At 66.2% G+C, this 18,261-nt stretch carries 20 protein-coding genes; 13 read left to right on the forward strand and 7 right to left on the reverse strand.

The features are described from left to right. Nucleotides 1-186: 186 nt before the first annotated feature. Nucleotides 187-1,188: a 4-hydroxyproline epimerase gene (locus EPO55_RS12960; RefSeq protein WP_296337282.1), complete on the reverse strand. Its 1,002-nt coding sequence runs from the start codon at nt 1,186-1,188 to the stop codon at nt 187-189. 9 nt (nt 1,189-1,197) lie between these two features. Then, entirely contained in the window at nt 1,198-1,734 is a 537-nt protein-coding gene (locus EPO55_RS12965; protein ID WP_296337283.1) for an isopentenyl transferase family protein, read from the reverse strand. 165 nt (nt 1,735-1,899) lie between these two features. Here EPO55_RS12965 and EPO55_RS12970 point away from each other — a divergent pair, with 165 nt between their 5' ends. From EPO55_RS12970 to EPO55_RS13010, 9 genes are all read left to right on the forward strand, one after another. After that, complete coding sequence (locus EPO55_RS12970; protein ID WP_296337284.1) at nt 1,900-3,138, forward strand: amidohydrolase family protein; 1,239 nt, start codon at nt 1,900-1,902, stop codon at nt 3,136-3,138. A gap of 131 nt (nt 3,139-3,269) precedes the next feature. Next, a complete protein-coding gene (locus tag EPO55_RS12975; RefSeq protein ID WP_296337285.1) occupies nt 3,270-4,502 on the forward strand; it encodes an amidohydrolase family protein in 1,233 nt (410 codons plus the stop codon). Beyond that, nucleotides 4,502-5,326, forward strand: coding sequence for an ABC transporter permease (locus EPO55_RS12980; protein ID WP_296337286.1), 825 nt, complete (start codon nt 4,502-4,504; stop codon nt 5,324-5,326). The genes EPO55_RS12975 and EPO55_RS12980 overlap by 1 nt, the downstream gene beginning before the upstream one ends. 1 nt (nt 5,327) lies before the next feature. Continuing rightward, nucleotides 5,328-6,392 carry an ABC transporter ATP-binding protein gene (locus EPO55_RS12985; protein WP_296337287.1) on the forward strand — a complete coding sequence of 355 codons (1,065 nt, stop codon included), beginning with the start codon at nt 5,328-5,330 and terminating at the stop codon, nt 6,390-6,392. 27 nt (nt 6,393-6,419) lie between these two features. After that, nucleotides 6,420-7,460, forward strand: coding sequence for an extracellular solute-binding protein (locus tag EPO55_RS12990; RefSeq protein ID WP_296337289.1), 1,041 nt, complete (start codon nt 6,420-6,422; stop codon nt 7,458-7,460). After that, nucleotides 7,457-8,350, forward strand: coding sequence for an ABC transporter permease (locus EPO55_RS12995; protein WP_296337290.1), 894 nt, complete (start codon nt 7,457-7,459; stop codon nt 8,348-8,350). Before EPO55_RS12990 ends, EPO55_RS12995 begins: the two co-directional genes overlap by 4 nt. A 1-nt stretch (nt 8,351) precedes the next feature. Further along, a complete protein-coding gene (locus EPO55_RS13000) occupies nt 8,352-9,020 on the forward strand; it encodes an aspartate/glutamate racemase family protein (RefSeq protein ID WP_296337291.1) in 669 nt (222 codons plus the stop codon). 20 nt (nt 9,021-9,040) lie between these two features. Continuing rightward, nucleotides 9,041-9,829: an NYN domain-containing protein gene (locus EPO55_RS13005; RefSeq protein WP_296337292.1), complete on the forward strand. Its 789-nt coding sequence runs from the start codon at nt 9,041-9,043 to the stop codon at nt 9,827-9,829. 130 nt (nt 9,830-9,959) lie between these two features. Then, a complete protein-coding gene (locus tag EPO55_RS13010; protein ID WP_296337293.1) occupies nt 9,960-10,988 on the forward strand; it encodes a fatty acid desaturase in 1,029 nt (342 codons plus the stop codon). Nucleotides 10,989-10,995: 7 nt separating this feature from the next. On the opposite strand, the gene EPO55_RS13015 is transcribed toward EPO55_RS13010, so the two are convergent. From EPO55_RS13015 to EPO55_RS13025, 3 genes are read right to left on the reverse strand one after another with little or no spacing between them, the layout of a single operon-like run. Next, complete coding sequence (locus tag EPO55_RS13015; protein WP_296337294.1) at nt 10,996-11,619, reverse strand: MSMEG_1061 family FMN-dependent PPOX-type flavoprotein; 624 nt, start codon at nt 11,617-11,619, stop codon at nt 10,996-10,998. A gap of 11 nt (nt 11,620-11,630) precedes the next feature. Next, a complete protein-coding gene (locus tag EPO55_RS13020; RefSeq protein WP_296337295.1) occupies nt 11,631-12,068 on the reverse strand; it encodes a MarR family winged helix-turn-helix transcriptional regulator in 438 nt (145 codons plus the stop codon). Between the two features lie 4 nt (nt 12,069-12,072). Beyond that, nucleotides 12,073-13,131: an LLM class flavin-dependent oxidoreductase gene (locus tag EPO55_RS13025; RefSeq protein WP_296337296.1), complete on the reverse strand. Its 1,059-nt coding sequence runs from the start codon at nt 13,129-13,131 to the stop codon at nt 12,073-12,075. Between the two features lie 138 nt (nt 13,132-13,269). On the opposite strand from EPO55_RS13025, the gene EPO55_RS13030 reads away from it, so the two are divergent. Further along, entirely contained in the window at nt 13,270-14,016 is a 747-nt protein-coding gene (locus EPO55_RS13030; protein WP_296337298.1) for a cytochrome c peroxidase, read from the forward strand. Here the strand turns inward: EPO55_RS13030 and EPO55_RS13035 are convergent. Further along, nucleotides 14,013-14,915, reverse strand: a complete 903-nt coding sequence (locus EPO55_RS13035) for a transcriptional regulator GcvA (protein WP_296337299.1) — start codon at nt 14,913-14,915, stop codon at nt 14,013-14,015. The genes EPO55_RS13030 and EPO55_RS13035 overlap by 4 nt on opposite strands. Before the next feature lie 116 nt (nt 14,916-15,031). On the opposite strand from EPO55_RS13035, the gene EPO55_RS13040 reads away from it, so the two are divergent. Beyond that, nucleotides 15,032-15,247, forward strand: coding sequence for a DUF1127 domain-containing protein (locus EPO55_RS13040; protein WP_296337300.1), 216 nt, complete (start codon nt 15,032-15,034; stop codon nt 15,245-15,247). A 160-nt stretch (nt 15,248-15,407) separates the two neighbouring features. Further along, nucleotides 15,408-16,625, forward strand: coding sequence for a tetratricopeptide repeat-containing glycosyltransferase family protein (locus EPO55_RS13045; RefSeq protein WP_296337301.1), 1,218 nt, complete (start codon nt 15,408-15,410; stop codon nt 16,623-16,625). A 3-nt stretch (nt 16,626-16,628) separates the two neighbouring features. Here EPO55_RS13045 and EPO55_RS13050 read toward each other — a convergent pair whose 3' ends face one another. Continuing rightward, nucleotides 16,629-16,841 carry a hypothetical protein gene (locus EPO55_RS13050; RefSeq protein WP_296337302.1) on the reverse strand — a complete coding sequence of 71 codons (213 nt, stop codon included), beginning with the start codon at nt 16,839-16,841 and terminating at the stop codon, nt 16,629-16,631. 136 nt (nt 16,842-16,977) lie between these two features. Between EPO55_RS13050 and EPO55_RS13055 the strand changes: the two genes are divergently transcribed. Further along, nucleotides 16,978-18,261: 3-isopropylmalate dehydratase large subunit (locus EPO55_RS13055; protein WP_296337304.1), on the forward strand; the 1,284-nt coding region annotated here is incomplete at its 3' end.

Here is an 18,261-nt window from a genome sequence, read left to right on the forward strand (position 1 = left end):
GGACCCGCGGCGGCTGCACCAAGCGCCCCATCAACAAGGAGGAGCGCGCGAACCCGCGGGCGGCCGCGGGCAGGTCTTGCCGGAACAAACGAAAGAGGCCGGCGCAATCCCCGCCAGCCTACCAGAAATATAGCCCAAAACCTGCTGAAATGTCAACTCTTTCTTGCGGCCTTCGCTGGAAAGGCTCTAGACCACCGAGAAGCCGAGCGCGAAGGGGTCGCGCTCGTCGACGAAGATCGTGTTGATGCCGTGCTGGCGCGCCCAGCCGGAAATCGAGGGCACGATGGCATCGTGGTTGCCGACGCGGGCCGTCGCCTCGACCCGGCCGTCGAACAGCGAGCCGATGATGCTTTCGTGCACGAACTCCTGGCCGACCTTGAGCTTGCCGCGGGCAGCAAGCTGGGCCATGCGCGCCGACGTCCCCGTGCCGCAGGGAGAGCGGTCGATCGCCCTTTCGCCGTAGAACACGGCATTGCGCCCGTGCGCCCGGGGATCCCGCGGTTGGCCCGTCCACATGAGGTGCCTGATGCCCTTGATGGTGGGATTCTCCGGATGCACGGGCTGGATCTTGTCGTTGAGGAGCCTCCGGACGATCGGCGAATAGCGCAGCACGTCATCCGCTGCCATCGCTTCGAGGCCGGCGAAATTCTTCTGCGGCTCGAAGATGGCGTAGAAATTCCCGCCATAGGAAATGTCGCACGTGAGTTCGCCGAGGCCCGGCACATCGATCATGACGTCGCTCATGGCCAGATACGAGGCGACATTGGTAATGCGCACACTCTCGACGAACCGGCCGTTCTGTTCGTAGCGCGCGACCACGCGGCCGGCCGGCGCATCGAGGTTGAGCACGCCGGGCGTCGCCGGCGAGACCAGCCCGTTCTCGATCGCCATGGTCACCGTGCCGATTGTGCCGTGGCCGCACATCGGCAGGCAGCCGCTGGTCTCGATGAACAAAATGCCGATGTCGCAATCGGCGCGCGTCGGCGGATAGAGCATCGAACCCGACATCACGTCATGGCCGCGCGGCTCGAACATCAGGGCGCGACGGATCCAGTCGTGGTTCGCCATGAAGTCCTGGCGGCGTTCGCTCATGGTCGCGCCCCTGAGCAGCGGCGCACCGCCCGTCACCAGCCGCACCGGGTTGCCGCAAGTGTGGCCATCCAGGCACGAGAAAGTATGGACCGACATGGGCCCTGCTTACGCCACCGACACGAAGCGCTCAACTTCGCGGGCGCTCTTGAGGCGCACGACCTGCTTCTCACTGGCGAGGAACTCGCATTCGAGCGCGTATTTCTTGCGATTGCGGCCGTGGGTCTTGAGCGCCCACAGCAGGATCGAATCGCGGCTGAAGAAGGCGTTGCGCAACGATTCACGGTTGCCGGTACCCCACAGCTCCTCCTGCGTCGCGATCCGGCGGATCGTGCGGCGCAGCAAGCGCCACATGACCAGCGGCAGCGGCAGGTCGAGCCAGATCAACGTGTCGGCCGGCTGCCAGACGAGATCGCGGACCTGGCCGTAGTTGCCGACCACGATCCAGCCCTCATCGTCCGGAGTCGTGCCGCCGACCTCGCGCTCGACGCGATGGCGGAACAGTTCGACGGGCGCGGGCTGCCAGTCGCGCCCCCAGAACAGGGCGTCGAGTTCAATGACGCGCAGGCCGGTCTGCTCGGCCAGCCTCATGGCGACCGTGCTCTTCCCCGACCCCGTCGTTCCGAAGACGACGACCCGACGCATCCCGCAGCAATACCCCTCCAACCTTCCTCGACATTACCGCCGGGCAGCGCGCCCTCGCAGGGCCGCTTTTCGTCACACCCGCGCGGCCGCGTCCGCCCGCCTGTAGCGTCGGGCTTGCCGCCATCGTAGGGTCACGGGCCAGTAATGGGGCGAGGGGAGCCGTTGATGCCGCAGATCCTGTTCAAGAACCTCGCGCTGCTCGATCCGCGCTGGACTGAGGCACGCGGCGGCTATGAGGTTCTTGTCGAGGGCGATCTGATCAAGGAAGTGTCGGCTAAGCCGATCAAGGCCGCAAAGGCCCAGGTCGTGGACTGCGGCAAGCGCACCCTGATGCCGGGCCTGATCGACTGCCACGTCCATGTCTTCCTGAGCGAGGTGAACATCCGCAACCTCGAATCGGTGCCGTTGACGCTGCTCACCGCGCGCGCCGCCGACCTGATGAAGGGCATGATCAACCGCGGCTTCACCACGGTCCGCGACACCGGCGGTGCCGATTGGGGCATCAAGACCGCCGTCGAGGCGGGCCTGATCCCCGGGCCGCGCCTGTTCATTTCCGGCCGCGCCATCGGCCCGACCGGCGGCCACAGCGATTCGCGGCGCCGCACCGACCAGGGCATGCCCTCCTGCGGTTGCTGCAACGCCATGGTCTACAGCATGGCCATCGCCGACGGGGCCGACGGGGTGCGCAAGGCCGTGCGCGAGCAGATGCGCCAGGGCGCCGACCAGGTGAAGATCATGTGCTCGGGCGGCGTCGCCTCGCCCTACGATCCGCTGGATTCCCTGCAGTTCTCCGAGGCCGAGATTGCCGCGGCCACCGACGAGGCCAAGAACTTCGGCCGCTACGTGCTGGCCCATGCCTATACGCCCGAGGCCATCACCCGCGCCGTCAGCAACGGCGTGCGCACCATCGAGCACGGCAACCTGATCGATGCCAAGTCGGCCAAGCTGCTGGCATCGAAGGGCGGCTACATGGTCGCCAACCTCGTCACCTACTTCGTCATGAAGGAGAAGGCCGCGAGCTTCGGCATGACCGCCGACATGCTGGCAAAGAACGACATCGTGCTCGACGGCGCCTTGCGCTCGCTCGAAATTTGCAAGAAGGCCGGCGTGAAGGTGGGCTACGGCAGCGATCTGCTGGGCCCGCTGCAGGTCGAGCAGAGTCGCGAGTTCATGTTCCGCGCCGAGGTCTTGAAGCCACTGGAGATCATCCGCCAGGCAACGGTCGTGGGCGCCGAGATCCTGCGCCAGGAGGGCAAACTCGGCATCGTCGAGCCGGGCGCCTTCGCCGACCTGATCGTGGTCGACGGCAACCCGCTGAAGAAGCTCGAGCTCTTCCTCGACCAGGGCGCCCATCTGCCGGTGATCATGAAGGCGGGCAAATTTCACAAGAATGCGTTGAGATAATCGTCGACCCCCTCCGCCCCCGTAAGACGGGGGCACCTCCCCCGAGACGGGGGAGGCAAGGCTCTCTTTCCTCCCCCGTCTCGGGGGAGGTGGCCCGAAGGGCCGGAGGGGGAAGGCAACAAGAAAGGTCTATGATGTCTTTCCTCTTCAAGAATCTCAGCCTGCTCGACCCGCGCTGGAAAGAGGCGCGCGGCGGCTACGAAGTGCTGGTCGAGGGCGACCTCATCAAGGAAGTGTCATCCAAGCCGATCAAGGCGGCGAAGGCTGAGGTCGTGAATTGCGGCAAACGGACCCTTATGCCGGGCCTGATCGACTGCCACGTCCACACGCACCACAGCGAAGTCTACATCAACCGCATGGAAGCGGTGCCCCTCACGCTCATGATGGCGCGCTCGGCCGGGCGCCTGAGGCGCATGCTCGATCGCGGCTTCACCACGGTGCGCGACGCCGGCGGCGCCGACTGGGGCACCAAGACCGCCGTCGAATCGGGCCTGATCCCGGGACCGCGCCTGTTCATCTCCTGCCGGTCGATCGGACCGACCGGCGGCCACAACGACCGCAACCGCCGCACCGACATCGGCCCGCCCTGCCTCTGCTGCAACGGCATGGTGTTCATCCGCTGCATCGCCGACGGCCCCGACGAGGTGCGCAAGGCGGCTCGCGAACAGATGCGCCAGGGCGCCGACCAGGTGAAGCTGATGGTCTCGGGCGGCGTCGCCTCGCCCTACGATCCGCTGGAATCGCTGCAGTTCACGGTCGAGGAGATCACCGCCGCCGTCGAGGAGGCGCATGCCTTCGGCCGCTACGTGCTGACCCACGCCTATACGCCCGAGGCGATCACCCGCGCCGTCAATTGCGGCGTGCGCACCATCGAGCACGGCAATCTGGTGGACGCCCCCACGGCCAGGCTGATGGCCAAGAAGGGCGTCTACATGATTCCCAATCTCGTGACCTATGACGCCATGAAGCGCCGCGCGAAGGAACTCGGCATGCCGGCCGAGATGCTGGAGAAGAACGACGAGGTGCTGAAGTACGGCTTCGCCGAGCTCGAGCATTGCCGCAAGGCCGGCGTGAAGATGGCCTATGGTTCCGATCTTCTGGGGGCGCTCGAGGACGAGCAGACCGGCGAGTTCCAGATCCGTGGCGAGGTGATGCCCGCCATCGACGTCATCCGCTCGGCGACCCTGATCGGCGCCGAGGTCGTTCGCCAGGAAGGCAAGCTCGGTGTCATCGAACCCGGCGCCTATGCCGATCTCCTGGTCGTCGATGGCGATCCGCTGAAGAATCTCGGCCTGTTCAAGGACGGTGGCCCGCATCTTTCGGCCATCGTGAAGGGCGGCCGCTTCCACAAGAACGCCCTCTGATGGCAGCCCTCGCCGTCATCCGCCGCCGCGCCGGGCGTTGGGCGCTGAACGGCGCAGCCGGCGTTGCGCTGGCCTACATCTTGCTGCCCCTGATCTTCGTGGTGTGGCTCGCCTTCTTCCGCCAGGAAATCCCCTCGTTCCCGCCCGAGGGATATTCGCTGCGCTGGTTTGCGGCGATCCTCGACCAGAGGAAGTTCGTCGATGGATTCTCGCTCTCGTTCCAGGTCGGCGTGTTGGCGACGGGGGTGGGCCTGCTGCTGGGTGTTCCGGCGGCGCTCTGCCTGGCGCGCCGCAACTTCACGCTACGCGGGCCGCTCGCCAATCTGCTGCTGATGCCGATCGTGGTGCCGGGCGTCGTCCTCGGCACGGCCATGTACGTCTTCCAGGTCGAGGTCGAGAACGGCCTCGACGTCGACGTGCTGGGCACGTTCTACGCTCTGGTCGCAGGCCACATCGTGATCGTCATTCCCTGGGTGGTACGGCTGGTCACAGCGAGCCTCAGCGGCGTCGATCGCGCCACCGAGGAAGCGGCACAAAACCTCGGCGCCAATCCCTGGGTCACTTTCTGGCGCATCACGCTCCCCGCAATCCGGCCCGGCATCGTGGCCGGGGCGCTGTTCGGCTTCGTGACCTCGTTCGGCAATCTCGAGATGAGCCTGTTCCTGGTCGGGCCCGGCCGCACCACCCTGCCGATCGTGATCCTGCAGTACCTCGAATGGAAGATCGATCCAACCATCGCCGCGGTCTCGGTGGTGCAGATCGTGCTGATCGGAACGGCGATGCTGATCACCGACCGCTACGTCAAGCTCGCGCGGGTGGTCTGAGATGGCGCGGCTCGACCTTCATGGCCTGTCGAAGCGCTACGGCGACTTTCACGCCGTGCGCGAGGTGACTCTCGAGATCGACGATGGCGAGTTCCTCGTCCTGCTGGGTCCCTCGGGCTGCGGCAAGACCACCACGCTGCGCATGGTCGCGGGCTTCATCGAGCCTTCGGCCGGCAACGTCAGGCTGGCCGGCCAGGACGTCACCCAGCTGCCGCCATGGAAGCGCAACGCCGGCATGGTGTTTCAGAGCTATGCGCTGTTCCCGCACCTGACGGTGGCCCAGAACGTCGCCTTTGGCCTCGAAATGCGCAAGCTGCCGCGCGCCGACATCAACAAACGAGTCGACGAGGCGCTCGCACTGGTCCGCCTCGGCGGCTACGGCGGCCGCCTGCCGCGCCAGCTTTCGGGCGGCCAGCAGCAGCGCGTGGCGCTGGCCCGGGCGCTCGCCATCCGGCCCGACGTGCTGCTGCTCGACGAGCCGCTTTCCAACCTCGACGCCAAGCTGCGCCAGGAAGTGCGGGTGGAGATCCACGAGCTGCAGCACCAGCTCGGCCTCACCACCGTCATGGTCACGCACGACCAGGAAGAGGCACTCACCATGGCCGACCGCCTCGTGGTCATGAACGAGGGCTCGGTGCGCCAGGTCGGCACCCAACGCGACCTCTACGAGCGACCGGCCGACCGCTTTGTCGCGGGCTTCGTGGGCCGCAGCACATTCCTGGAAGGCGCCGTCGAGGCGCCGGGCCGCTTTCGCACCGATGGCGGGCTGGCGTTGGCCTGTAGCGGTTCCGGCAGCGGCGCCAAGAGCGGCCGGGGCGTGCTGGCGTTACGCCCCGAGCGCCTGCAGGTCGCCCCTGCACCCATAACCGGACTCGACAACGGCCTCCCGGGTACGGTGGAATTCGTGTCCTACCTCGGCGCGCTGATCGACATCCATGTGCGCCTGTCGCCGGCCGACCGGCTGGTGGTGCAGATCGCCAATCGCGAGGGCGGCTTCGCGCCGGAAGTCGGCCAATCCGTTCATGTCAGCTGGCCTGCATCGGCCGGCCTGGTGTTCACCGAGTAGAAGCAAGCAGATCAGCAGGAGGCTTTCATGTCCGACCGTTTCACACTCAAACGCCGCGCCGTATTGGGCGGCACCGCCGCTCTCGCGATCGGCGCGCCTTCGATCGTGCGCGCGCAGGATAACAAGCGCATCGTCGTTGGCACCTGGGGCGGCGACTATTCGCGCCTGCTCGCCAAAAACATCGAGACGCCGCTGCTCGCGCCCAAGGGCTGGGACGTCGTGAAGGACGAGGCGCAAGTAGATCCGCGCAAGGCCAAGATGATGGCCGAGAAGGTCTTGCGCCGCGGCACCTCAGACATTCAGGGCCTGTCGGCCAACGACATGTTCGAAATGAACGTGCAGGGCCTGCTCGAACAGATCGACTACTCCAAGCTGGCGAATGCCAGGAACCTGATGCCGGCGATGAAATACGCTTACGGCGTCGGCCACATCTATTCGGGCAAGGTGGTGCTGTTCAATCCCAAGCTCATGAAGGCGCCCGACGGCTTTGCCGACACGCTCGACCCCAAGCGCGGCGACAAGCTCGGCATCATCGACATCCAGCGGCCGTACAACATGCTCGCGGCCGCGCTCGCCTCGGGCGGCTCGGTGAGCAACTTCGAGCCGGGCAAGGAGCGGCTGCTGGCCTGCAAGAAGGCTGGTGCGCGCATCTATCCTACCAACGAGGCGCTCGCCCAGGCGCTCAAGACCGAGGAAATCGCCTGCTGCATCATGTGGAAAGCGCGCGCCGTGCAATGGCAAAACGCCGGCATCAACGTCGAGACGGTGGCGCCCAAGGAAGGTGTGCCGATGTACGTCTCGGGCTTCGGCATGCCGAAGAACGCGCCCAACAAGGCCGGGGCCTACGCCTATCTCGACGCCATGCTGGCGGCCTCCGCGCAGGAGGGTTTCGCCGTCGACATGGGCTACAACCCCACCGTCACCGACGCCAAGGTGCCGGCCGACGTACAGAAGCGCATCGGCTTTACCGACGAGGAGAAGAAGCGCCTGGTCGACCTCGACTATGCCTACATGGGCAAGAACGATTCAGCGTTCCAGGACTGGTGGAACAAGTCGTTCAAGGCGTGACCGACACGGCCCTCGCGCATGGCCCCGTCGTCGAACGACGACGGGGCGAAAGTCTCACGGCGACGGCGCTGCTGGCGCCGGCGACGATCTTTGTCGCGCTCTGCCTGCTGGCGCCGCTGGTCATCCTGTTCCGTTACAGCCTGAACGAATTCGTGCCGACCAAGAAGATGATGGTCGAAGCGGTGACGGTGGCGAACTACGTCAAGTTCTTCACCGATCCCTACTACACCGCGATCCTGGCGACGACCGTGCGCATTGCCGTGATGGTGACGCTGGCCTGCCTGATCCTGGGCTTTCCGCTGGCCTACGTCATGGCGCGCACGCAAAGCCGGTTCAAGAACCTCCTGATCATTCTCACCGTTCTGCCGCTGTTCGTCGGCAATGCCGTGCGTGCCGCCGGCTGGATGACCATTTTCGGCAGCAAGGGTTTCTTCAACACCACGCTGCAGTGGCTCGGCCTGATCGACAAGCCACTCGAGATCATGTTCACCGAAAAAGCGGTGATCATCGGCATCATCGCCGTCAACCTGCCCTTCATGGTGCTGACCCTGCAGAGCGTGATCGAGAGCATCGACCGCGCCGTCGAGGAGGCGGCCTTCAGCCTCGGCGCCCCGCCTGCCACGATGTTCCGCCGCGTGCTGTGGCCGCTGGCGCTACCCGGCATCCTGGCCGGCACCATCCTCACCTTCATCCTGGCGATGAACGCCTATGCGACACCCTTCCTGCTGGGCGGGCCGCTGTTCAAGATGATGGCGCCGCTGGTCTACAACCAGTTCACCCAGCAGACCAACTGGCCATTCGGCGGCGCCATCGCCTTCATCCTGATGACGGTGACGCTCGGCCTCACGCTGGCCGCCAACCTGCTCATCCAGCGGAGGCGAGCGAGCTGACATGCATATCGGACTCATCGGCGGAATCGGCCCGGCCGCGACCGACTTCTACTACCGCGGCCTGATCGACCGTCATGTCGCCGCCGGCATCCCGCTCGACGTCACGATCTGCCATGCCGACGTGCGCGAGATGAGCCGCAACCTCATGGGCAAGAACCCCGGCCGGCAGGCCGAAATTTTCGTCAAGCTGGTCGAGCGCATGAAGGCGGCCGGCGCGAAGGCCGCGGCCATCACCTCCATGGGCGGGCATTTCTGCGTCAAGGAGCTCATGGCGATCTCGCCGCTGCCCATCCTCAACGCCATTCCCGAGGTCGACGCCGCGCTTGCACGCCGGAAGCTGAAGAAGGTCGGCATCATCGGCACGCGCACCGTGATGGAGAGCAGGCTCTACGGCGGCATTCCCTCGGTCGAGGTCGTGCCTACCGAAGGCGAGGATCTTGACCGGGTCCACAGCAACTACGTCGAGATGGCCACGGTCGGCCACGTCAATGACGCGCAGCGCCAGGTCTTTTTCGAAGCCGGCCGCCGGCTGACGGCGCGCGGCGCCGAGGTCGTCATGCTGGGCGGCACCGACCTGTTCCTGGCGTTCACTGGACACGACCCGGGATTCGCCGTGATCGACTGCGCCGACATTCATGTCGATGCGATCTACGCCAAATCGGCGGCCTGACCTCCGGGGGAGCCAAGCACATGGCCGAAGACAACCGCTTGCGCCGCTTCGCCGTCCTGATCGACGCCGACAACACCTCGCCCCGCATCGCCGCCGGACTGTTCGAGGAGATCGCCAAGTTCGGCGAGGCCAGCGTGCGACGGATCTACGGCGATTTCTCGAGCCCGCGCCTCAAATCGTGGGCCGACATCCTGCAGAAGTACGCGATCGATCCCTACCAGCAGTTCGCCTACACCTCCGGCAAGAACGCCTCCGATATCGCCCTGGTGATCGACGCCATGGACCTCCTGCACAGCCGTCGCTTCGACGGCTTTTGCCTGGTCTCATCGGACAGCGACTTCACGCGTCTGGCGTCGCGCCTGCGCGAGGAGGGTGCCGATGTCTATGGATTCGGCGCGCAGAAGACGCCGGAGAGCTTCCGGCAGGCATGCCGGCGATTCATTTATACCGAGAACCTGCTGCCCGAGGCCGAGGTTTCGACGCCGGAAGAAGGACCTTCGCTAAAAGGCCGCCAGCCGGCCAGTGCTGCCGTGCCCATCCTGGCCAAGGCGATTGCCCAGATGGAAACCGAGGACGGCTGGGTGGGGTTGGGTGTGGTGGGCCAACGTCTGGCCAACATCGCCTCCGATTTCGACCCCCGCACCTACGGCTTTCGCAAGCTGAGCGACCTCGTCCGTCAAACCGGCGCCTTCGACATGGATCAGCCCGAAGGCCGGGCGGTACGGATCAGGGTAAAGCCGACACCGCCGGCCAGGAGCCGCGGCAAGGCGCCGGAGGGGGCGGCCACACGGCGGTCGCACTCGGGCTGAAGGTGTCATATTCGGCGCGCTGGGCCACTTCGCTCGTTGCTTTTGTCCCTGCCGCCGCCTAAGTCCGAAGGGACGGCGCGTGCCGACGCCGACGCCGACGCCGTCACCACTGGCAGGAAAGTTCGCACGATTGGGAAACAGCCAAGAGCCTGCAGGTGTTGCAGCGACTGATGCCCGCGCCTGGACACAGGTTCTCGCACGCTACCGGCAACCCAGCACCGGTCGCAGCATCGTCGAGATCGCCATTACCGTCCTGCCGCTGGCCGCGCTCTGGGCGCTGGCCTGGGCGACACTCGACATCGGCTATTGGCTGGCCCTGCCGCTCGCCCTCGCCGCGGCCGGATTCCTGGTGCGGCTCTTCGCCATCCAGCACGATTGCAGCCATGGCGCCTTCTTCCGCCAGCGCCTCGCCAACGACTGGATCGGACGGGTCGTCAGCGTGGCCACGCTCACGCCGCACGATGTGTGGCGGCGCACGCATGCCACGCATCATGCCTCGACGGGCAACCTCGACCGCCGCGGCCTGGGCGACGTCGATACGCTCACGGTAGAGGAATATCGCGCCCGGGGATTCTGGGGGCGGCTGCGCTATCGCGTGTACCGCCATCCATTGTTCATGTTTGGCGTGGCACCCGCCTATCTTTTCATTCTGCAGCATCGCCTGCCGGTCGGGCTGATGCGCGACGGCTGGCGACCCTGGATCAGCACCATGGCGACCAATCTGGCAATCGCATCGATTGCGGCCCTGCTGATCTGGCTCGTCGGCATCAAGGCGTTCCTTCTCATCCACCTGCCGATCCTGCTGTTGTCGGCCTCGGTCGGCGTGTGGCTGTTCTACGTGCAGCACCAGTTCGAAGACACGATCTGGGCGAACGACGGCGAGTGGAACCTGCATGACGCCGCCCTGCACGGCAGCTCGCACTACGACCTGCCGGCTTTCCTGCGCTGGTTCACCTGCAATATCGGCGTGCACCACGTGCACCATCTCTGCAGCCGCATTCCCTACTACCGGCTGCCGCGCGTACTGCGCGACCATCCCGAGCTGCGCAATGTCGGCCGGCTGACGCTCCTGCAGAGCTTTCGCTGCGTAAACCTCGTGCTGTGGGACGAGACGGAACGCCGCCTCGTCTCGTTCCGCGAGGCCCGCGCGTCGCGCTGAAGCGCGGCTAGCCGTTCTGCCAGAGACGCGTGGTGTAGGCGCCCTCGACACTGGCGTCGATCTGGGCCGCAACGTCGTCGCCCGCACCGACGCGGAGCGCGATGATCTTGCCGAACGACACGCGGCCCGGCGCCGGCCAGGCCTTGGGCTCCCAAAGCTTGGCCCGGACGATCGAGCGGGCGCAGTGGAAGTAGCAGTGCTGGATGCGCACGCGCGTGGCCAGAAGCGCCGGCTTGCCGAGCGAGGACAGCGACGCCACCAGATCGGCATCGTCGTAGATCTCCGCCGTGCCGGAGATGCGCAGCGTCTCGCCGGTCGCCGGTACCAGGCAGATCATGCCGATCTTGCCGTTGGTGATCATGTTGGAGAGGCCGAAGGCGAGATTGTTGCCGATGCGCTCGGGGATCAGCAGCGTCCTGGGATCCTCGACGCGAATGAAGCCCGGCTCGTCACCCTTGGGCGAGACCTCGAGCGTGCCGTCGGCCGAGACCGTGCCGACCAGGGCGAACGGACAGCGCTTGAGGAACTCGATCGACTGCTCGTCGAGCGCGTCGAGAATCTTCGACTTGGTCGTCGCCCGCGGCTCGGCAATGACGCGGCGCAGGTCGTCGAGCGATTTCAGCTGGGCCATCGGAACGCCTCCTAGCTCTTTCGCAAGCCATCCATATTGTCGAAGAGCCGGCGCAATGCTGTCTTCAACACCGTGGCTTCAGCCTCGCTGAAACCCTTGAGCGCCACTTTTTCGTAGCGCGCGGCAATCGGCAAGATTATTCGCGTCATCCGCCGGCCGGCCGGCGTGGCATGGAGGGTGACGGCGCGGGCGTCGGCGGCGTCGCGGCGGCGGGCGACCAGTCCCTTCTTCTCCATGCCGTCGACCAGACGCGTGAGCGTCGAAACCTCGATCGAGGTGGTCTCCCGCAAGTCGCCCATGCGGCGGCCGTCGCGTTCGTGAAGGGCGGCCAGCACCCGCCAGATCTGCAGGGTGGCGCCGAGCGGGCGCACCTCCTCGCTGAAGGCCGCCGCGATACGCGCGCCGGCTCGGTTCAGCAGGTAAGGCAGGTAGCCGTCGAGCGGGCCCATGACGTCAATCCGCGAAGTGCGGCGCAACCTCGCGCATGAAGCGCTCCATCTGCTCCTTCACCAGCGCATGCGGCTTTTGCCCATAGTTGAAATAGAGGATGACCTCGGCGATGCCGGCTGCCTCGACCTGCTTCAATGTGTCGACGATGTGCTGCGGGCTGCCGCACAGGATCGACTTGTCGGTGAGTTTCTCCGGCCGCATGTCACGCAGGATGTTCACGATCTCGACGAAGTACTTGTAGGTCGGCGGCACGTTCTCGCCCGACGAGGATGGGAAAGCCGCGATCAGCGCGTCCTGGAAGTAGCGCACCAGCGCCTGCTTGCCGTACTGTTCTTCCTCCGGTGTCGAGGCGATGTGCACGAAGTAGGAGCACATGGCGCGCCGCATCGGCCGCTTGAACGTGGTCTCGCAGGTTTCGCGATAGACGCGCACGGCATCGGCCAGAGAGCCATAGACCATGGCGGCGGCAAACGGCGCGTAGATCACGTTCCAGTCGTTCCTGGCCGCGAGTTCCATCGACGGCCGGGAAAAGCAGGCGACGTAGGGCCGGAGCGGCTTCTGGGCCGGTCGTGGCCGCACCTCGACGTCGTCGAACTGGTAGAACTTGCCCTTGTGCGACCACCTCCCGGGTTCGGTCCAGGCGCGCCACACGATCTCCAGCCCCTCGGCGAACAGCTCGGCCGATTCGCCGAACGGCGCCTGGAACGGCTCGTACTCCTTGCGGTCGTAGCCGCGGCCGGCGGCGAAGTCGACGCGCCCGCCGGACAGCAGATCGAGCGTCGCCCACTCCTCGGCGACATGCAGCGGATGATGTACCGGCAGCAGCGTGACGGCCGGCGCCAGCCGCAGCTTCGTCGTTGCGCCCGCAAGCTGCGCCAGGATGGCGAGCGGCGAGGCGTTGACGCCGAGAAGATTGAAATGATGCTCGCCGATCCAGGCCGAGTTCAACCCGACCTTCTCGGCCCACAGCGCCTCGGCGAAGATATCCTTGATGAACTGCTCGGGTGCGCGCGGATTGTCGGGGTAGCGGTTGTCGCTCAGCGTGAAGTAACCGAATTGCATGGCGTCCCTCCGGAGTCGAAGGATCACTCGGTCTGAGTTATTTGTAAATGCAAATAATGAGGCCATGCCTTGTGATCCACGGGAGCCGGGCGTACGTAGCCCGCCTAGAACAAGAAGCGATCCGGGATGGAGACAGGCATGAAACGTCTATTCATCATCGCCGCCCTCGCGGCACTGCCACTGCCGGCACTGGCCCAGGCGAATGCCCCGCTGATCGAAAAGGGCCGCGCCCTGTTCAACGACACCAGCCTGTCGGCCAGCGGGCAGGTGTCCTGCGCCACCTGTCACCCGATGAACGGCCACACCGACAACAAGACCTATGTCGGGTTGGACGTCGTGCCCGACGGCGATCCCAAGGGGCGCAGCACGCCCACCCTGTGGGGCGCCGGCATCCGGCAGGCCGAATGGTCGTGGGCGGGCAACATCCCGTCGATCGAAGCCAACATCCGCGGCATCATCGTCAACCGCATGAAGGGAGCCGAGCCTGCCAAGGAGACGCTGGAGGCGCTGGCGGCCTACGTGAAGTCGCTGCCCAACGGCCCGGCACCGTTCCTCAACGCCGACGGCATGCCGCGCGACACCGCCCCCGCCGACGTGCGGCGCGGCTATGCCCTGTTCTCGGGCAAGGCAGGCTGCATGACCTGTCATGTGCCGGCGTCCTACGACAAGAAGGGCCCCGAGGATGTGGGCAGCGGTGGGCCGTTCAAGGTGCCGTCGCTGCGCAACGTGTCGAAGACCGGACCCTACTTCCACGACGGCCGCTTCAAGAACCTCGACGAGGCCGTCAGCTTCATGTGGGACTTCTACAAGAAGAAGAACGACAGCAAGGACACGCTGAGCGACGCCGAAAAACGCGATCTGGTGGCGTTCCTCAGGGCACTCTAGGCGCCACGCGGCCCGAGGTCGGCCAGCGGCATCAGCCAGTCGCGGAACGCCTTGATCTTGCGCCGGCGGATCGCTTCCTGCGGATAGACGAGGTAGTAGGCGAACTCGCTCGACATCTTGAAGTCGAAGGGCACGACCAGCCGGCCGGCTTTCAGGTCGGGCGCGACCAGCGGGTGGCGGCCGAGCGCCACGCCCAGCCCGTCGATCGCCGCCTGATAGGCCGCCACCGCGAAGTCGAACGACACGCCGCGCGAGGCATCGACGCCCTTCACGCCGGCCGCGGTCAGCCAGACCTGCCAGTCGTCGGGAAAGTTGCCGATATGGATCAGGGTGAAGCGCTTGATGTCGGCCGGCTTCTTGAGCGGATTGGGACCCTTGAGGAGCGACGGCGCGCAGACCGGCATGACGTCCTCGCTGACCAGCCGCTCGGCCGTCAGACCGGGCCAGTGGCCGCGGCCGTAGCGGATGCCGATATCGACATCCTCGCGCGCGAAATCGATCAGCCCGGTGCCGGTGCTGATGCGCACGTCGATCTCGGGATTGGCGCGCTGGAAACCGCCCAGACGCGGCACCAGCCATTTCATGGCGAACGACGCGGTGGTGGTGACGGTGAGGTGGCCGCCACGATCCTTCTGCAGCAGTTTCTCCGTCGCCTCGTTCAGCTGATCGAATGCCCCGCGCACCGCCGGCAGATAGGCCTGCCCGGCCTCGGAGAGCAGCAGCGAGCGGTTGCGGCGCACGAACAATTTTAATCCGAGGCGTTGCTCGAGGCCGCGCACCTGATGGCTGATCGCGGCCTGGGTGACGCTCAGTTCCTCGGCGGCGTCGGTAAAGCTCATATGGCGCGCTGCGGCCTCGAAGGCGCGCAAGCCGTTGAGCGGCGGCAGGGTTCGCTTCATGGCCAATCCTTCACATGAGTTAATCTTATCAAAACAGGACAAACCGTCATTTGTAAAGACCCCACCCGGGGCACACATGCAGGTCACACAAGACGCAACCCTTCAGGAGAAGTCCGATGGCCGACATCTCGCTCCACTACGGTTCCAAGGCGCCGCTGGCCGGCACGCTCACCGCGTTCCACCAGATTCTCGGCCGGACTTTCGCTACCTGGCGCCGGCGCACGCAGGAGCGCCGCGAGCTGGCCAACCTCGACCATCGCACGATCCGCGACCTCGGCCTCAGCCCGAGCGAGATCCAGTTCGAGGCCAACAAGCCCTTCTGGCGCGTCTGATCTTCGAATCCGGAGCCGGGCCCGTTTCCCTTACCCTGCGCGGGCCCTTCCCTCTCCGGACCCTGGCCGGCGGTCGACCCTCAGCCTCCCTGTCGACCGCCGGCTTTTTCTTTGCCACCTTCCTCTTTGATGGGGCCGGCTGCTCTGCTAGAGCCCGCGCGTGGCACTCTCCGACCAGAAAATCCAGGCGCTCGGCCGCGACGGCCTGCAGCTGGCGGCGCGTGGCGATTTCGCCGGCGCCGAAGCCTTGTTCGCGCAGGCGGCCGAAGCACGCCCCAATTCCGGGCAGCTCCTTCACCTCCTCGGTCAGGTCCGCCTGAAGCTTGGCCGCTTCGCCGAGGCCCGCGAGCCGCTGGAACGCGCCGCCTCGTTCCTGCCGCGGGATGCCGCGGCACAAATCAATCTCGCGGGATGCCTCGGCCAACTCGGCCAGCATGATGCCGCCCTCGCGACCCTCGAACGAGCAGCAGAGCTCAAGCCCGGCGATGCCGCCATCGCCTTCAACAGGGGCCGCGCCCTCGAGATACTTGGCCGGACCGACGAGGCCGAGCATGCCTACGACGAGGCGTTGTCGATCGACCATCGCCTGATGCCGGCGCTGAGCGCACGGGCCGGCCTGCTGGCGGCGCGCGGCGATTGGGTCGGCGCCCTCGGCGATCTCGACAGGGCGCTTGCCACCCGGCCCGACGAGCACGCCCTGAAGCTGCGGCGCGGCGAGCTGTTGCTGCGGCAGGGCGACTGGTCGCGCGGTCTGATCGACCACGAGGCACGCCTCGACATCGCGGGGGATCGCTACACCCCCGCGCTGCCGCGCTGGCAGGGCGAACCGCTCGGCGGTCCGCTGCTGATCTACCCCGAGCAAAGCGACATCGACAGTGACGAAGCGGCGCGCGATACGCTGATGCTGGCGCGCGGCGTCGATGCCGTGGTGCAGTGTGCTGCCTGGGTCGCGGAGCTGGTCGAGACGCCGACCATTCGGCGCGCCGCGCCGCTAGAAGGCTTCGCCGCGGCGGCCCCGCTGCGCAGCCTGCCGCATCTGCTGGGCTGGACGCTCGAATCCCTGCCCCCGCCCGGCACGCTCCGGCCGAAGGCGCAGCCATCGGCCCGCATCGGCTGGTTCGCCCGCACCGCACCGCCCAGCGGTACCGTTGTCGAGAGCGACCCCGCCCAAGTGGCGACCTGCCGCTTCGTCGTCGGCAACGATACCGCCGTAACGCATATCGCGGCTTTGCTGGGCATTCCCACGCTTATGCTGGTGCCTTCTTCCGCAGACTGGCTGTGGGGACCGCGCCGCGGACCTTCGCCCTGGTATCCGAGCCTGGAAGTCGCGGGCGAGGACGACTCAGAGAAACTTGCGGCGTGGCTTGGAAGGCGCTGATATCTACTGACGCCGCAAGCACGACGTCGTTACGTAGTAAGGTGCGTTCGAGTCTTTTCCACTGAGGGCTTTTGCCCAATCCTGGCCCAACTTGGTGCGCGCCTCTCCGCACAGTTGCTCCGTTGCAAAATCAACCTGGTGCACGAGAACGGGCGCCAAGGGCGCATTGTTCGCCGTCAGGCCGATGTAGGCGAAGAGCAAAAGTGTCCAGTCCATACGGCCGCTCCCCGATGATTGCCGACATCGTTGCCCGGTACGATGGCAGGCCGGCAAGCGGCGCGCTATGCTTTGGGCTGAACAAAATCAACGTGGTTGTGCGGTGCTGATATCCGCCTCCGCGGAGGAACGCCAAATGGGCAAGACGCTTTTCGACAAGATCTGGGATAGCCACGTCATCACCGATCTCGGCAACGGCTTCGTGCTGCTGCACATCGACCGGCTGCTGCTGCACGACATGTCGGGCGGCAAGGCGCTGAAGGAAGCCATCGAGAAGGGCTATCCGCCTGCGCAGCCGCGCCTGACTTACGGCACGCCCGACCACACCATGTCGACCCTGCCGGGCCGGACCGAGAAGACCCATCCGCCCGGCGAGCCGCTGATCCTGTCGATGCGCGAGACGACGCGCGCCTACGGCATAAAACTGTTCGACCTCGGCCAGGACGGACAGGGCATCGTGCACGTCATGGGTCCCGAGCAGGGGCTCACCCTCCCCGGCACCACTCTCGTCTGCGGCGACAGTCACACGTCCACTCACGGAGGCATGGGCGCGCTCGCCTTCGGCATCGGCTCGTCCGAACTGGTGCATGTGATCGCGACGCAAACCATGGTGCAGCGCAAGCCCAAGCGCCTGCGTGCCAGCTTCGAGGGCGCGCTGATGCCCGGCGTCACCGCCAAGGACATGATCCTTCACCTGATCGGCGAGCTCGGCACTGCCGCCGGCACGGGCTTCTCGGTCGAGTACGCGGGCTCGGGCGTGCGCGCGCTCCCGGTCGAGGCGCGCCTCACACTCTGCAACCTCACGATCGAGATGGGCGCGCGCACCGGCATGGTGGCGCCCGACGACACGACCTACGACTATCTCGCCGGCCGCGACTACGCACCCAAGGGCGCGATGTGGGATCGCGCCGTCGCCCACTGGCGCACGCTGCCCAGCGATCCCGACGCCGAGTTCGATCGCGAGCACACGGTCGACATGAAGAACGTCGCACCGCAGATCACCTGGGGCACCAGTCCCGAGCATGTCATCGCCGTCGACCGCGCCATCCCCGACCCAAGGACGGGGCCCGAGGAGAAACGCGGCGCCTGGGAAGCCGCCTTGAAATACCAGGGCCTCGAGCCCGGCAAGCCGATCGAGGGTACCAAGGTCGACTGGGTGTTCATCGGCTCCTGCACCAATTCCCGCATCTCCGACCTCCGCGCCGCCGCCTCCATCGTGAAGGGCCGGCACAAGGCCGACCATGTCACCGCTTGGGTCGTGCCCGGTTCGGTGCGCATAAAACAGGAGGCCGAGGCCGAGGGCCTGGATCGCGTGTTCCTCGCGGCGGGCTTCGAATGGCGCGAGCCCGGCTGCTCGATGTGCCTCGCTTCCAACGGCGAGCGCGTGCCGCCCGGCATGCGCAGCGTCTCGACCTCCAAC

This window comes from Reyranella sp. (assembly GCF_004296935.1).
Classification (GTDB): domain Bacteria; phylum Pseudomonadota; class Alphaproteobacteria; order Reyranellales; family Reyranellaceae; genus Reyranella.